Source organism: Glaciecola sp. XM2 (genome assembly GCF_018595715.1).
In the GTDB taxonomy this organism is placed as follows: Bacteria; Pseudomonadota; Gammaproteobacteria; order Enterobacterales; family Alteromonadaceae; genus Glaciecola.
This window is the reverse complement of sequence record NZ_JAHEOJ010000020.1, coordinates 831,474-847,494: the sequence shown is the minus strand read 5'-3', so window position 1 is coordinate 847,494 and position 16,021 is coordinate 831,474. Positions and strand designations below refer to the sequence as shown.

At 44.0% G+C, this 16,021-nt stretch carries 15 protein-coding genes, 1 other RNA gene and 1 riboswitch; of the genes, 3 read left to right on the top strand and 13 right to left on the bottom strand.

Annotated elements, in window-relative coordinates; all coding sequences use genetic code 11:
* Nucleotides 1-4: 4 nt before the first annotated feature.
* Nucleotides 5-2,104, bottom strand: a complete 2,100-nt coding sequence (locus KJ365_RS08340; RefSeq protein ID WP_214451149.1) for a TonB-dependent receptor — start codon at nucleotides 2,102-2,104, stop codon at nucleotides 5-7.
* A gap of 49 nt (nucleotides 2,105-2,153) precedes the next feature.
* A riboswitch (TPP riboswitch) is annotated at nucleotides 2,154-2,258 on the bottom strand.
* Between the two features lie 70 nt (nucleotides 2,259-2,328).
* Nucleotides 2,329-2,739, bottom strand: a complete 411-nt coding sequence (locus KJ365_RS08335) for an acyl-CoA thioesterase (RefSeq protein ID WP_214451148.1) — start codon at nucleotides 2,737-2,739, stop codon at nucleotides 2,329-2,331.
* 60 nt (nucleotides 2,740-2,799) lie between these two features.
* Between KJ365_RS08335 and KJ365_RS08330 the strand changes: the two genes are divergently transcribed.
* Nucleotides 2,800-4,875 (top strand): tRNA(Met) cytidine acetyltransferase TmcA domain-containing protein, encoded by a 2,076-nt coding sequence (locus tag KJ365_RS08330; RefSeq protein WP_214451147.1) that lies wholly within the window; start codon nucleotides 2,800-2,802, stop codon nucleotides 4,873-4,875.
* A 59-nt stretch (nucleotides 4,876-4,934) separates the two neighbouring features.
* Here KJ365_RS08330 and KJ365_RS08325 read toward each other — a convergent pair whose 3' ends face one another.
* From KJ365_RS08325 to KJ365_RS08300, 6 genes are read right to left on the bottom strand one after another with little or no spacing between them, the layout of a single operon-like run.
* Nucleotides 4,935-6,209, bottom strand: coding sequence for a tetratricopeptide repeat protein (locus KJ365_RS08325; protein ID WP_214451146.1), 1,275 nt, complete (start codon nucleotides 6,207-6,209; stop codon nucleotides 4,935-4,937).
* A 2-nt stretch (nucleotides 6,210-6,211) separates the two neighbouring features.
* Complete coding sequence (locus KJ365_RS08320) at nucleotides 6,212-6,826, bottom strand: energy transducer TonB (protein ID WP_214451145.1); 615 nt, start codon at nucleotides 6,824-6,826, stop codon at nucleotides 6,212-6,214.
* 1 nt (nucleotide 6,827) lies between these two features.
* Nucleotides 6,828-7,229: an ExbD/TolR family protein gene (locus KJ365_RS08315; RefSeq protein ID WP_214451144.1), complete on the bottom strand. Its 402-nt coding sequence runs from the start codon at nucleotides 7,227-7,229 to the stop codon at nucleotides 6,828-6,830.
* 11 nt (nucleotides 7,230-7,240) lie between these two features.
* A complete protein-coding gene (locus KJ365_RS08310) occupies nucleotides 7,241-7,765 on the bottom strand; it encodes a MotA/TolQ/ExbB proton channel family protein (protein ID WP_214451143.1) in 525 nt (174 codons plus the stop codon).
* A gap of 2 nt (nucleotides 7,766-7,767) precedes the next feature.
* A complete protein-coding gene (locus KJ365_RS08305; RefSeq protein ID WP_214451142.1) occupies nucleotides 7,768-9,147 on the bottom strand; it encodes a MotA/TolQ/ExbB proton channel family protein in 1,380 nt (459 codons plus the stop codon).
* Between the two features lie 6 nt (nucleotides 9,148-9,153).
* On the bottom strand, nucleotides 9,154-9,918 hold the full coding sequence (locus tag KJ365_RS08300) for a DUF3450 domain-containing protein (RefSeq protein WP_214451141.1): 765 nt from the start codon (nucleotides 9,916-9,918) through the stop codon (nucleotides 9,154-9,156).
* A 453-nt stretch (nucleotides 9,919-10,371) separates the two neighbouring features.
* Between KJ365_RS08300 and KJ365_RS08295 the strand changes: the two genes are divergently transcribed.
* Entirely contained in the window at nucleotides 10,372-10,653 is a 282-nt protein-coding gene (locus KJ365_RS08295) for a late competence development ComFB family protein (protein WP_214451140.1), read from the top strand.
* 13 nt (nucleotides 10,654-10,666) lie between these two features.
* Here the strand turns inward: KJ365_RS08295 and ffs are convergent.
* Nucleotides 10,667-10,763, bottom strand: an RNA gene (ffs, locus tag KJ365_RS08290) — signal recognition particle sRNA small type.
* Between the two features lie 93 nt (nucleotides 10,764-10,856).
* On the bottom strand, nucleotides 10,857-11,906 hold the full coding sequence (locus KJ365_RS08285; RefSeq protein ID WP_214451139.1) for a Glu/Leu/Phe/Val dehydrogenase dimerization domain-containing protein: 1,050 nt from the start codon (nucleotides 11,904-11,906) through the stop codon (nucleotides 10,857-10,859).
* 244 nt (nucleotides 11,907-12,150) lie between these two features.
* Here KJ365_RS08285 and KJ365_RS08280 point away from each other — a divergent pair, with 244 nt between their 5' ends.
* Entirely contained in the window at nucleotides 12,151-12,609 is a 459-nt protein-coding gene (locus KJ365_RS08280; RefSeq protein WP_214451138.1) for an Lrp/AsnC family transcriptional regulator, read from the top strand.
* 37 nt (nucleotides 12,610-12,646) lie between these two features.
* On the opposite strand, the gene maiA is transcribed toward KJ365_RS08280, so the two are convergent.
* The 3 genes from maiA to phhA all read right to left on the bottom strand — a co-directional run bounded on the left by maiA (nucleotide 12,647) and on the right by phhA (nucleotide 15,824).
* The gene (maiA, locus tag KJ365_RS08275) at nucleotides 12,647-13,303 is read right to left on the bottom strand and encodes a maleylacetoacetate isomerase (RefSeq protein ID WP_214451137.1); all 657 of its coding nucleotides are present in this window, start codon (nucleotides 13,301-13,303) and stop codon (nucleotides 12,647-12,649) included.
* Nucleotides 13,304-13,324: 21 nt separating this feature from the next.
* A complete protein-coding gene (tyrR, locus tag KJ365_RS08270; RefSeq protein WP_214451136.1) occupies nucleotides 13,325-14,878 on the bottom strand; it encodes a transcriptional regulator TyrR in 1,554 nt (517 codons plus the stop codon).
* Nucleotides 14,879-15,023: 145 nt separating this feature from the next.
* The gene (gene phhA / locus KJ365_RS08265; protein ID WP_214451135.1) at nucleotides 15,024-15,824 is read right to left on the bottom strand and encodes a phenylalanine 4-monooxygenase; all 801 of its coding nucleotides are present in this window, start codon (nucleotides 15,822-15,824) and stop codon (nucleotides 15,024-15,026) included.
* Nucleotides 15,825-16,021 lie beyond the last annotated feature (197 nt).

Here is a 16,021-nt window from a genome sequence, read left to right as displayed (position 1 = left end):
TCAACTAGAATTGATACTCATAGGTAACGCCAAGTTGACGTTCCTGCCCAAATTGAAAGTAAGGTTCAGCGAAGGCGTAGCCGTCTCTAGGATCATTACTAAAGTCACCAAAGCCGCGTGTAAAAACGTCTCGGTCGGCTAAATTTTTCACCCATAAACGAACTAGGTGCTCAGACTGTTGCCAAGTCACGCTTGTGTTGAGCACAAGGGTAAATGGTGCACGTTCATTGTGACCATCTGAAAAACGATAGCCGTCTTTTGCGTCAGCATCGATACTCCACAGCCAGTTATCGCTAATATTGTATTGCGATGCTAAATAAACAGTGAAGCTAGGGGCTTGCGCTTGGTCCTGTTCTGGTACAAAGCTACCGTCTAGGCGAGTATAGTTACCAAAGGTAGCATCTAAGTACCCAAGGTTTGCATCAATCTGCCATTGCTTGCTCATCGTCCAGTTTGTTGTTAGCTCAATCCCCTGATTGGTGCCGGTATCGGTATTGCGAATAGCGTCGGCAAAAGAGGTGACTATCGTGCCGTTATCCAACTCATTTTCAAATATTGCAAAATCGCTTACTTGGGCATCTTCTCTGCGCATATAAAAAACAGTAAATTGATAACGTCCGAATTGCTCCCCGACTTCGCCTTTAATGCCGGCTTCAAGATTCCAATTATATTCAGGCGCAAAGATTCTATCTTCGCCACCCAATCTTTGGTCAAAATTGAATCCGCCAGCCTTATAACCGCGTGACACGCTTGCATACCATAAAGCATCGCGCCATTGATAATCGATGCTTATGGAGCCGGCAACCAGTGTATCGCTGAGGTTTTCAACAAAAGCCTCTGAGTCTGTGTAATCGGCCTCGAACTTCTCAATCCTAGAGGCAAAGGTAAGGTTTGTTTTGGGGGATAGTGCTAGTAAGTATTGGCCGTAAAGCGCAAGGGAACTCGGGCTGTATTGGCTGGTAAAATCTTGTTCAAGAAACGTATATTGGCGCGTCAAGGCCTCATCACCGTCCAAGTAGGTAGCACCGAGCAACCACTGTCCACTGGCTGTATTTGCACTGCTAATTCTGGCGGTAAGAGATTGGCGCTCTACGTCTCTTTTGTAGCGATCGAATGACGAATAAGTGAGCGGGTCGAATTCAGGAAATGTCCAATCCTCGTCATAACCGTAATCTAGCTTAGTATCCAAGTGCGTAACAATAAACTCTGCGTTGGCACTATCTAGTTGATGCTCATACTTTATGCTAGCAGCGAGTGCTTCTGTTCTGTCAAAGCCTGGCTCATCAGACTGGGTCACGTTATCGTTATCGAGTGAAAACGCGTCATACCCATTGTCGATATCAAAATAGTATAAGTTCAACCCTAGACGTTGGCGGTCATTGAAGTCGTTTTGCACAGAGAGGGTAGCGGTGGTTTCGTCAATGTTATTGACATCATCTGCATCGAGAAACGCATTATAAACAAAGCCATCCTCGCGGTTCGTTTGAATGCTTGCCCTAGCGCTGAGTGATTCTGTTAAGGCTTGTGAATAAGCGCCACCGAGCTGTAACGCGCCATATTGACCAACACTGGCCGTAAAGCGTCCCTGCGTATCATTTGATGGAGATTGGCTCACTAGCCTAATAACACCGCCTAAGCTATTGGTGCCCGCTGCTACCGATTGCGGCCCAGATAACACTTCTACCTGACGCAAGTCGTAGAGCGTGGCTAAACTACCAATGCCGGAGATATCAATGTCGTCAACAAATAGTCCTATAGAGGGGTTAATCGGTTCGGAAAATTGGCTACGCTCCCCTATTCCACGGATTTGTAGAAACTTTCCACGACTTGAACCTGCGGTAAAGTTGACGTTTGGCATGAGCCCCGCGATATCTTGCAAATGTCTTGCTTCTCTAAACTCATAATCGGTCGCAGAGAGCACTAAATTACTTCCAGGTAGCTCGTACAGATCTCGCTGTGACAAATCCGCCGTTACTTCTATTCGTTCAATGCTCTGTAAATCTTCGGTTTCTTGAGCGTTTGCAACAACAGGCATACTCAAGCAGAAACTAACCGCTAAGGATAGACTGTAATAGGGTTTTGATGATGTGATATTAGGTTTCATATTTGGATCTTCTCAGTTTGAAAAGATCCGGTATTACGGCAGGTAAAAGGTAGAGTTCGTCAACCATTCCTACGCCGGTACTAACCGGATCAGGTAAATAAGGGTTTTCACTAGAATCTCAGCAAGGCTAACGCTTGCACCCCTTGGCGATATGTGTGGCAGGGCCAACACCCTGCGCATGATAGCAAGGCGATTGGGATTGTCAATCAATCTGACAAGCAGATTTACAGGTTTAGGTTTTTTAACTCATCTTCGGTTTGCTGAGCTAGGATTTCAGGCGTTTTACCGTGTGGAACCGGTTGCCTCGTTGCAGGATCTAACGCCACAAAAACAATGTCATCCGCAAAGCAAATGGTTTTCTTCGATGCTTTATTGCGCACCAAACAACTTACTGTGATTGACGTTCTACCAACATTCTTGGTGGCGAGGCCAAATTCTACAATATCACCCATGGTGGCAGGTGACTCAAAGCTTATTTCGCCTATATGTTTGGTTACTAGGCAGTTTGTCTCTAGTTGGCAAATGGCGTAAATGGCAGCTTCTTCATCAATCCATTCTAAGGCTCTGCCACCAAATAATGAGTTTGCATAGTTGAGATCTTGTGGCATCACTAAACGGCGAGATAAAAATCGCATGTTAATTCCTTTATCGTAGTAAACTTATTGCATCAAATTAAACGGTAGCATAGTCAACACATGACCGACGTTTTGTCCCTTACAGCACTTCAACGATGGCTGAAAGACCGCATGCAGCGCCTCGGTCATAGACATGTCTTGATATTGACCGAAGCTGACGACTGGCTTGATGCAATTATAGCAACAATACATGAGCAATACTCAAACACCTTATTGATTAGCAATAAAACGTCACACACAAGCCTTTTTAAAACATCACATACCACTTTAAAACCACTATTAAGTCAGCACTTTCAAGTGGTGATGATTGACTGTTCAAAGGGTTTTATTGCCAATGATATTTATGCAGCGGCGGGTCTTATTGAGCGAGGTGGATTGTTAGTTTTAAACACACCCAGCAAAGAAAAGTGGCCTGGATATTATGCGAAACACATGGGCATCAAATATAGTTTTGCAGATAATCACCAGCACAGCTATTTCGCGACCATACTCACGTATGCTTTTGAACAAAGCGACGCCGCTGCTTGGTGGTCACCAAGTTATTTTATCTTACCTCCTGATGCTAAACAGAAAACACCAGTAAATGCTGAACAGCCATACAAAAGCACAACAACCGCTGACACCCCTGCACTAAGTAAAGGACAGCAACGCATTAGAACGCAGATTATAAAGCGCTGGGAGGAGGATGAAAGCCTTCAAGTCATCGGCGCAAAGCGAGGACGCGGCAAAACAACTTTGTTAGCGACACTAGCGGTTGATGCATATCTCGCGGGCTGGAAAAACGTCATGGTTTGTGCACCGAGCAAATCGCAAAGCGCTGCATTTTTTAAATATTACGAAGCTCTTCAAGGTCAGCAAGCCATAGATAAGCTGCCTCAATTTATACCGCCAGATCAATACACCAAAGCCGCTAAAGCAGATATCCTCCTGGTCGATGAAATGGCTTCAATATCTCCTTTATTACTAGACAAAATAAGCGTGCATGCGCGTCATATAGTATTAGCGGGTACCATCGATGGATACGAAGGTAGTGGCCAAGGGCTTGTATTAAAATGGTTACCCAAACAACAACAGGTCTCACAATACTTTACCCTTACCGCGCCGTTTCGCTGGCTAGCTGATGACCCACTAGAAACCTTGGTTGACCAATTTCTTTGCCCTACCCTAACTAAACACAGCATTTCGAGTAGCAGACCGTTTTCATTGATTCGCGTAGATAAGACGGAGTTAGTAAACAATCAACAACTCTACGCCAAGTGTTTTGGCTTACTTATAGACGCTCACTACCAATCTAATGCAAACGATATTCAGCGTATGCTTGATGCCACAGACCATACAATATGGATTTATCGTAACGACCTTGACGAGATAGCCGGTGTGATATGCACCATTAGAGAAGGCGGTAGTCAGACCTTTGAATCGAGTGAGTTACGCCAATCAATTTCAAAAGGTCTTAGGCGAGTACAAGGACATATGAGTAGCCAAGCACTTGCTCAAGGACTCAACGACGCATCCATCTGCTTGTTACGTCTCTGCCGTATTCATCGTATTGCGATCCATGCTGACGCACAACGAACAGGCCTTGGCAGCACGATGTTGCAAGCACTGCACACCCATTTAGCGCCATTAGGCATCGACGGTTTTACCACAAGCTTTGGCATGACGAATGAACTCCACGCGTTTTGGTGCAAAAATGGCTATGTTCTGATCAAGCTTGGCCATCGAGTCGATACCAGTAGCGGGACGATTACAGGTCATTATATTCATCGCGACTCACATCAGTTTAACGCGATACGCGACAGAGGAAATGCCGCGCTTGCCATTGATATAAGGTACTTTTCAGCATACCAACCAGAGGTCTTCGCACTTGTCCCTGAAAGTATCAAACATAATGTGAGCGCAACTGCATCCGCAGCGCAAAAATCCTTCGTCTTACAGAAATGTCAGGACTTTGTCTGTGGGAACAGTTCATTTGCGATGATAAAAAGTAGCGCTTTTGCACTGGCGCGAACAATCAAGTCTGAAGAGCTATTAGAGTTGATAGAGAGACTTCATCGGCCGCATCTATCCAGTGTGCAAAAAAGCGAAAACATCGCACTTATTAAGCAGTTTCTATCTAAAGTCGTAGCGGACTAAGTTGTATTCACAAACAAAAAAGCCTGCATTGAGCAGGCTTTTTAATACAAAGTTATAACCTAGAGGTTAATGCCTCTGTTTTTCGCTTTTTCTTTGATGTAAGGAATCCATGCGTTCGCATTTCTTCTGAGCGTTGGGTCCTTTCTTGCTTCTTCGGCATGCACATTTGCTTGGCGGAAGTCATTGTTATAAAAATGCGCTTCCATCAACGAGAAATGTACTTTCGACTCGTCTTGCGTTCCTAACTCTAATGCTTTGTTAAGAGCAGTAACCGCACCTTTATAATCTTCTGCAGTAAGAAGCAATGCCCCTCGCTTACGGTAGTTTTCAGGGTCGTTATCCATAGCACCCGCTTTACCGTAAAAATCTGCAGCCTCTTTAAACTCTTTCGCCTGATGGAGAGTGTTGGCAAGCGTCGCTAATGCGCCAGCGTCATTTTCAACCATCCCAGCTTCCATATATTTCTGATGAAGTTCTGCAGACTTATGTGGAATTTCATTAGATGCATACAATTGTATAAGCGCTTTGTACTCAGATTTTTTCGTTAAGAAACCCTGTTTGTAAGCCACCGAGAAGGTCGCTAACGCTTTTTCATAGTCTTCTATCAGCATGTAAAAGAAACCAAGCTGTGTCCACCATTGCTTTTCTTCTGGAAACAACTCTACCAGAATCTCAGCAACGCCAACCGCGCCCACATAGTTCTTCTGTTCATGCAACGCGTTAACCTTCAAAGCATAGGGATTTTTATCTGGTTTCTCTTGCAAAGCAATCGCTTTATCAGCAGCCACTAACACGTCATCAAATGCTTTTAATTCAGTGTAAGCCTTAGCTATTTTGGTATACGTACTAGCGTCGCTCTTACAAGTAAATTCCATCCAACGATCATACCAATCAATCGCTGCTTCATAGTCCTCTTCTTGCAGAGACAAATCACCGTTAAGTTTCAACAAATCCGCTTGGTCTCGATCGTTTAACACACCGCTATTTGCTGCACTTGCAAGTAACTTTCCAGCTTCAGCAAAATTATCACCGTCCATAGATACCAATATTTGGCCTAAGAACCGATCAACAGATGCCTTATCAAACGGCTCTCGAGGGTTCATTTCCTTTAAAATCTCTACAGATTCAGGAATACGGTCCTCATTATAAGCTTCTAGCGCAGCTTGCAGACTTCGGCCGGTTCTCTCGCCTAACAGCTTGGTTTTTGGCGCTTCATATCCGTCACAGATAATAGGGGCCGACTGCCTCGCAAAAGCATTTGACGCAGCGGCACAAAGTGCAAGCGTCGAACACACTAAAAGAGAGCCTTTGAGAGTAATTTTTAACGATTTCATAATTAATCTCCTGCTAACGTAAAGTCTAGACGTACTTGAAGACCTGGTTGTTTTTCAGCAACTCCGTCAACAACCTTCGGACGATATTTCCACTTACGTAGTGCACGCTTCGCTTCTCTGTCAAAGATACGACGGGGGTCAGCGTCTAATACTTCAACGTCTTCAACACCACCAACTTCGTTAATTGTAAATGACAAAAGCACCCAACCTTCTTTACCGTCTCTGGCTGCTTCCGGCGGATATTTTGGATCGATACGAACAATTGGGGTCGCATCACCATCGCGCATCATTCCACCAATACCACCAATGCTAACGCCTACACCGCCTGTATCAACACTTGGAATACTAAGACTGAAACCATCTGTATCAGCATCCGCTGCATCAGGCTCAACCATTTCGATTTTTGGTGGCTCTTGCGGCGGTGGCGGAGGAGGTGGTGGTGTGCGAACACGAGTATTTGCTTCTTCATCGGGCTCGTTCATCACAATATCAATAATCGGCGGCGGTGGTGGCTTTTCGCCAGGCTCACCTGTATTTTCAACTAACTTAGCCATCACTACGAACAACGTAAATGCAACCGCTGCGCCTAGTAAAATGGATATTAGAAATCTTACCATGTTATTCGCCTCTCACTGCTACAGCAACACGATCAATACCTGCTGCCTTAACCTGGTCCATCACTTCAACCACAAGTCCGTGCTTCGCTTTAAGGTCTGCTTGGATGAACACCACATCAGTAGGTTGTTCAAGCAACAATTTTTCAAGATTTGCGCGAACGGCATCTGCAGAAATTTCTCTGCGATCCATCCATACGTCACCATCTTCTGTAATCGCTATGAATATATTTGCATTTTTGTACTGCACAGCGGTCGTACCATCAGGCTTATTAACCTCGATACCTGCCTGCTTAACAAATACAGTCGTCACGATAAAGAAAATCAGCATGATAAACACGATGTCTAGCATCGGCGTCATATCAATCGCTGCATCTTCATCTGGTTCTCTTACTTTACGTCCCATAACAACCTCTATTAATGATGTGGCATGCTATCAACAAGTGACTCTTTCAGCATTTTTGCTTTAGCTTCAATACGTGAGCTAAAGAATAAACCTGAAAGCGCCGCTACCATTCCAGCCATAGTTGGAATAGTTGCCATAGATATGCCTGCTGCCATCAAACGTGGGTTACCTGTTCCTTGAGTAGACATGGTTTCAAACACCCCAATCATCCCAGTAACGGTTCCCAATAATCCTATTAGAGGACACATAGCAACTAAAGTTCTAATTATTAACAGTCTTGCTTGTAGTGCATCTGTCGCCTGAGAAATCCATGCATCGCGAATTCTGTGTGCGTACCAAGAGGTAGTGTCAGAGCGAGCTTCCCAATCAGATATAATTTGCTTTCTTACGGTTGGAAAGACCGACGTTAAATACCAATACCGCTCTATCATTAATACCCACATCATGAAGAGCGCGGCAGCGACGAAGTATAAAACGTCGCCACCGGTAGCAATGAATTCCCTGACAGATTCCCATAATCCAATCAGGTATAACATAATTACATACTCCCTGAATTCGCAGAGCCTTTAGAAGATTCTGCATGCTGAGCAATGATACCAGCAGTCTGCTCATCAAGAATGTGTACGATAGACTTACTTCTTCCTGCAACAACGCTGTGCATAAGGATAAGCGGTAATGCCGCGATAATACCTTGAGCTGTCGTTACAAGTGCCATTGAAATAGAACCTGCCATGATGCGTGGGTCACCTGTACCGAACAATGTGATTTGTTGGAAGGTTGCAATCATACCAAGTACCGTACCAAGTAGACCAAGTAATGGAGCTATCGCTGCAAAAATCTTGATGATGTTGATACCAGCTTCAATGCGCGGCAACTCTTTCAAGATTGCTTCGTCGAGCTTAAGCTCTAAGCTTTCTGAGTCAACCGTCTTGTTAGCTTGATAAACCGTAAGGATACGCCCGAGAGGGTTTTTGTTTGAAGGATTGTCGATGTTATTCAACTGACTCTTCATTTTAGAACCAACAGCGGTAAGCGATACGATTTTCCATAGGCCAATAAGTAAGCCGATAATCAGCATTACAGTAATGATGTAACCTACGATACCACCTGCATGATAACGCTCACTTAACGTTGCTTTTTGTTTGAATAGCTCAAGTATTGCGCCACGTGATGGGTCAACGAAAGTAGCGACGATTCCGCTGCTCGCGCCAATCAAATCTTGGGTACTAGATACCTGGAAGCCTTCTGGCTGACGCCCTAAAGGTTGTACACGACCGTCTTGGTCATTGAACGTTAGGTAACCTTGCTCACCCACTAGGTTGAACGTTCCTATACGCACAACTTCTTGAGTAGTCGCACCGCCGTTTAAGTCCACTACTTCGGTAGTAAAACGAGCGATTTTACCAGACTCTGTCATTTCGGTTTGAAGCGCTAACCATAATTCTTCAAGCTCACGAATGTTTGGAAGTCCTTTAGCATCATTTGCCATTTCGGCAAGAAACGCTTCGCGACCTGGGAATTGTGCGCTTACGATTGAGGTAGAAATCACACCGTACGCATCGGCAGATGCCTGACGCACAACACCGAACATTTCACCCAATGTTCCGGTAGCTTGTTCTAGCTCGATTTCTTTGTCACTTAAAGTTTGTTCATTTGCTGCGAACTGCGCTGCAAGACGATCGCCTCGCTGCTCTTCCGCTCTTAATGCCGCTTCAGCAGCACGAAGCAAAGCCTGCTTGTCAGCACGCTCATCCATAAACTCACGCTCGCGCGCTTCGTTTATGCGTTGTTCTGAAATACGATCTCTTTTTACTTGCTCCAGCAGTTGGTCAAGAGTAGCCGGTGTTTGCGCTGACGCTAAACCAGATACCAAAGCTATTGATGCTGTAGCGATAAGTGCTTTTATTGTTGTTTTCATTAACCCTTACTCCGCTGCTCTGATAGGTAGTTTAATAAGATCTTCTGGAACAAGACCTTGTGCCATTCTTACTGCTGTAATAGTAGAATCTAGGTACTCACCACCAAGTTCTTCCCACTGGCGCGCTTCGTTATCCCAAGCATATGCCGTGGATTGGTCCAACGTCAGTGCCAGCAATGCAGTACGACCTAAGTTAAAGAAATCTACAGAGACTTGTGTACCACCAACATCGATAGTGCCATCGTAAGATTGAATAGTACGACCGTATTGGTTTTCAATTGAATAAGCATCAATGACTAAGCGGAACTGCTCAGAAACGGTAACATCAGAGCGCGTCATTAGATCGCGAAGTCTGTCTACTCGAGCAAGACGCTCTTGCAAATTGATTGGAACATCTAAGCGAATAAACTGCTCAAGGCTGTCAATCATGCGGTACATTAACGGCACGATATTTTGCTTAGTTTCGTCGATTGAGTCTATTTGGCGTTGCAATGAATCAATTACACGCTGTTGGTCAGATACAAGACCAGCAAGATAGTCATTGTAAACCTTTAAGTTTTCAGTCTGGTCAACCACCGCACGATATTCAATCAACAACTCTTGCGACTGTTCAAACAAACCGTTAATTTTTTCTTGTGATTTAGCAGCTGCGACTTGAATTTTACGTTCTTCATTCTGTATTTCTTCAAGCGGGCCTGCGAATGCAATACTGGTTGCTGACAGCGCTAACGCACCCATCATACAAGCAGCTATTTGAGTTCTCTTGCTCATTTTGGACATATTCCCAACCGTTTAATATTCATTAAAATGCTACAAATGACATTGAGCCATTGCACTTATTGTTATTCGTTATGTTACCCGTTTAACACAGGGTAATGCGCAAATAGTCACAGGATGTTACATAAAAGTCAAGAACACCGAACGCTATCCGGTAGTTTAATTTGACATTATTTTAACGTGGTTTAGAAATTTTTAAGCCCAATGAAATGAAGCAATTCGTACTTACCGTGTAACAAAAATGACATATGTGCTTGTTATATAACTTTTATCAGTTTCTAAACGGCAAAAAAATATTGGCGAAAATGCCCTATAAAGACGATATTTATGAGATGCTGATAACGCTAAATTAGTAGCTTTGCAGGCAGAGATTCGTTCAAGCATCGGGTGAATTGGTCGATAATCTAAACAACAGTTACATTTCCCAACAAGAGCAGGAGTCACATTTTGAAATTAGACAATGATATTCATAACTATTATGAACAGTTGGTTCTGGAAAAGCTCGATGCGATGGAGATCGAAAAAACAAACAGTGACCCAGACTATTTAGCTGACTTAACCTGCTTAGTACTTAACCAACTTCCGCCGAGATACATTCGTCACGAAGTGGATATGGCATTTTATTTACCTGGCAGTGAACGCCAACAGATGGAAATGAATATAGTCAAAGCAATACAGTCTGCTAGCGAGTATTTGCAAACGCATTTTGTAAAAGACAAGACAAACTAAAAGTGATGGTGGCAAACCCCAGCCACTTCCCGGCACATGAGTCCCTTAGTACGGCTGCTCCCTTCCAGGCCTGACCGGATTCCCAAGTTATCATTGCGGGAGAACCAGGGTTCACCGCAGTAATCGCTTCAAAGGTAATACCCCTTTAAAACGAGGTGCGCATTATGACGATTTAGCCAATCGCTTGCAAGCCTCCAACCTCGTTAAGCGCGAAATTTTTCTTCTGCAATTTGGTTAGCGACTTGACCCGTCGGTAAATCTTCCGCTTGTGCGCGACCCAAAATGAGTTTCACAGTCTGACCAATCTGCTCAAGTTGTGCGCGCATTTTTTCGGCTGTACTGTCATTGCGTTGATGAAAAATATCAATGATACCGCCAGCATTAATCAGATAATCCGGCACATACGTTATGCCTCTTTGCTTAAGCAACACGTCCATCTCTGGTGTGGCCAGCTGATTGTTCGCCGCACCCGCAATAATCTTTGCTTTTATTTGTGACAAGCTGGCGTTATTAATAGCCCCGCCCATTGCACATGGCGCAAAAACATCAGCATCGACTGCATGAATGTCATTGGGATCGACGACCGTCGCGCCTAGCTCATTCTTTGCTATCTCTAAGCCCTCAGCGAATATATCTGCCACAATCAGATTCGCACCGGCATTTTTCAAATGCCGCGCCAATCGCAATCCAACATGCCCAACCCCCTGGATTGCGACCGTTTTACCGTTTAGGTCGCTGCCCGTTGCATGCTCTACAGCTGCTTTAAGACCCATAAATACGCCGTAGGCGGTAGAGGGCGCAGGATTGCCGTCAGCCGGACTACCATCGTAAGCGAACTTTGCGGATGTTCCTGCAACATGATGACTTTGTGTCGCCATAAACTGTAGATCTTGCACGCTGATGCCGGAGTCTTCGGCAATCACGTATTGACCTTTAAAAGTATCTACTGCTTTACCCATCGCATACATCAATTGCTGGGTTTTATCACTGCGTGGATTACCAATAATAACCGCTTTACCGCCCCCTTGCGGAAGACCTGCAAGTGCCGCTTTATATGTCATGCCACTGGACAGTCTCAATACATCGGTTAAGGCCTCTTGGGAGCTAGCATAAGGCCACATTCTGCAGCCCCCTAAACTGGCGCCAAGTTTGGTGTTATGTACTGCGATGATCGCTTTTAGGCCGGACTCTTTATCGTGAAAAAATGAAACTTGTTCGTGTTGGTCAAAATCAGCGTGTTCAAACAAGGACATGGCACTACCTTTTATGCATTAAGATTTTATTATTGTCTCATGTTACTTGAGATGACGGAGGACATGTATTGCAATAAACACAGGTGAGAAGAATTAAATGCTAAAATTATATTTTTATTGTTTCCACTTTATAGGATATCCATCCTATAATATGAGACTAAATAAAAAATTCATGTTTTCATGAACAAGCTTGTTAAACTTTGCATAAAAGCGACACAGCATGGACAACATATATAAGCGTAATATGAAACTAGATAAATTTGACCGTGAAATTTTAAGGGTAATGCAAAAAGATGCGACCGTCTCTATGGCCGAGCTCTCTCAATATGTGGGACTATCGCATACACCTTGTTGGCGGCGTGTTAAAAGAATGGAAGCCGACGGCATCATCAAACAAAAAGTGACGCTGCTAGATGCGAAAAAACTCAATCTGGGTGTATCGGTTTTTATCTACGTCACATTGAAAAACCACGATGGCGATTCTCTAACAAAATTTGAAACCGCAGTTCAGGATATTGAAGAAATTATAGAGTGTCATACTACCAGTGGTGACAAAGACTATTTGCTAAAAGTCATTGTAAGAAGCATCGAAGAATATGAGATGCTACTTAAAACCAAACTCACCAGCCTTCCGCTTGTTGACCATCTCAGCTCTACATTTGCGCTCAAACAGGTAAAAATAACCACGGCTTTACCGCTATAACATTTACTGCGCCTAGCACTGGTATATCCACCAGAGCTTATGGCGCAGCATCTATTTGCACTTCAGGGGCCGCCTGAGCGAAAGCTTCGAGCGCTAAACAATTTTTGTAGATCTTATCGATAAGTGGGAATTCTTGCATATCGACACCGAAACGAATGGCGCTATACACTTGTGGCACTAAGCACAAATCAATCAGCGTTACCTGATATCCATATGAGAACTTTCCTGCTCTGGTTTCAAGCTTTTTAGACAGTGCCGCAAAGGTGCGGTTTGCCCAATGCTGTACCCATTTTCTAACTTGCTCCTCAGACGCCCCATATTCAGACTTGAGTTGCTGCAAGACGCGCAGGTTGACCAACGGCTGCGTATCGCAAGCGATATCTTGTGACAGCGATCTCACTCGCGCACGATCTTGTGCATGTTTTGGCATTAATGGTGATATGTCTGGGAATTTTTCATCAAGATATTCAATAATCGCCATCGATTGATTTAGGGTAATATCAGCGTCATCATCCACTAAGGTCGGCACCAGCTTGCTCGGGTTTAAACGTTGATAATCATCACTGTTTTGCTCGCCACCGCCGTTTACCAGATGCACTGGAATATAGGTGTATTCTAACTGCTTAAGATTAAGCGCAATACGCACACGATAACTGGCAGATGAGCGCCAATATCCATAAAGTTTAAGGCTCATAATCGCCCTCGTATTTGACTGTTAATATTTAACAGTGCTCTTATTTATGCCATATTCGCGCAGTTTATTCGCAATAGCAGTATGGCTCAAGCCTAATTTTTTAGCGAGCTGACGTGTACTTGGATAAGATGGATACAAGCGTTTAAGCATGTCTCGTTCAAACTTCTTCACCTCTTGCTCGAGGGTTCCATCAAAGTTTTCATCAATGTAAGTCACGGTTGCACTGCATGACGGTACTTGTATAGCGTCTTTCGTGATCTCGTTGCCGTCCATCAAAGATATGGCTCTGTACAGCGCGTTTTTGAGCTGCCTGATATTCCCCGGCCATGGATAGCCCTGTAAATATTCCACACATGACTTGCTCAGCTTAGGAATTTGGATCCCAAGCTTTTTACTGTGTTGCAACAAGATTCTGTTGGTCAACGGCAGTATATCGGCCTTCCGCTCTCTTAATGAGGGAACCACAAGAGAAAGCACATTCAATCTATAATATAAGTCTTCTCTAAACGTGCCATCATCAACACAATCAGCCAAATCGCGGCATGTGGTGCATATAATGCGACAATCGATGGACTTCACGCGACTGTCACCCACCTGATGGTAGGTGCCATACTCTAAAACACGCAGCAGTTTTGCTTGTAGCTGTGGCGACATTTCACTGACTTCGTCAAATAAAATGGTTCCACCGGCCGCTTGCTCAAACAGGCCTGCCTTTCCTTCGGCGTTTGTGAACGCGCCTGGGGCATAACCAAAGAGTTCGGTCTCTGCAACATCATCAGGAATAGATGCGCAATTTAAACTCACAAACTCGCCCTCACTGCGCCTGCTATTATCATGGCAGGCCTTAGCGATCTGCTCTTTGCCGGTGCCTGTCTCGCCTGTGATCAAAATGTTGCCATCCAACTCAGACATACGCTTTGCTTCACGTATTACCTTTTTCATAGCGCTGGAATTGGCATCAAACGAACTAAAACTATTGCTAGAAGCCCTGTGAAATACTGAAATTTGCTGGCCTAACCTAACTTCTGATTTTAGCATTACCACGGCACCAGCTAAGATGGTTTTGTCAGAGTCAGGCACATCAACGGGTAATAAGTCGGCGATGTAGTCTTGCTCCAAGAACTTAACACGCTGAGTTTGTGGGTATATTTCCCTTCCCTCAAGCCATTTGGTAAAATTAAACCCAGTTATCACGTCATCAATGTGCGTCTGCAATACTTCTTCGGCGCTAAGCTCTAAGCCTCTGATAACCGCATCGTTAAACAGTATGATTTTACCTTGCGTGTCTATCGATACAACAGGGTCTGGGAGTGTTTGTAGAAGCGCTCGAAGCTGATTACGCTCTCGTTGGATGGGCATGAACGGGGTTGTTTTGACATCAGTGATACCATTCACTCTACGCAACTTTTGCATGAGCACCTGAAAATCGGTAAATTCGATGGTTGGAAAATCCAAGAAAATTTTACCCATGGCATTAATCTCAATGCCGCGCAGATCTATATGATAATCACTGAGAATTTCTATGACATCTTGCGTAATGCCAAGCCGGTCTTCGCAGTTTATTTCTAAACGCATAATTTCCAATACCCTCGCGAGGCTTTACGCCTTTGCTGTAAATGAAAGTGTACTTGTATAGGTATGAATACGGGTAGTAGTAGAGCTAGATCACCCTAGAAACCGGCTCTAGGGTGACATTTTTGTAATGTTTGTGAACGTTTTATTAACTGGCTTGTTTTAGCTTCGGCGGGAACTTAGGTTCGAATAGTCCTTGCGCTTTTGCTTCCTCTACCAGCGCCATGATGTCCATCTCCGCCAATTCAAATAACTGATTGAAATTCTCAAGCACATAATAGATTGGCTGCATTATGTCGATACGATATGGTGTTCTCAAAACGTCAATTGGCACCAGAGGGTTACGCTCAGGCTTTTCATTTTCGAGCGAAAAGAGCGTTTCACCTGGGGATGATAAAATACCACCGCCATATATTCTCAAACCTTCTTCTGTTTGCACCAATCCAAACTCTACGGTAAACCAATACAGTCGAGCTAAAAATGCTCTATCTTCTTTATTTGCCGCAAGGCCTAATTTTCCATAGGTATGGGTAAAGTGTGCAAATGCTGGGTTTGTCAGCAACGGACAATGCCCAAATATTTCATGAAACACATCGGGCTCTTGTAAATAGTCAAACTCTTCTTCACTGCGCATAAACGTTGCCACTGGAAAACGCTTATTGGCCAACAACGTAAAAAATTCCGTAAAGTTAATCAGTGCTGGCACCGCTGCGGTCGTCCACCCGGTGGTTTCGTTGAGAACTTTATCAATATCAGGTAGTTGTGGAATGCGATCAGCAGGCATTTTAAGAAGCTCAATACCCTGCATATATTCGTCGCATGCACGGCCATTTAACAACTTCATTTGGCGATCATATAACCTCGCCCAGCGGTCGTTTTCTTCGCTACTCCATGCAATCATTCCGTCTTTGCTGATTTCTCTAGAAACGTACTTCGTGCTTTTTGACATACTCATCTTTATGGCTGACTCGAAAGGCCGACATAGTAATAAAAATGTTGTTTTTTTGTGAGCAAATAGAATCTCATCAAACTGGTATGAACAGATGTTTTTGTATTCTTTGGTTTACGTAATAGATGGTGTGATTTTAAAATATTTATGTAAATCATATAGTAAGCGATATACAAAAAACCCCTGCGTTGTTATTC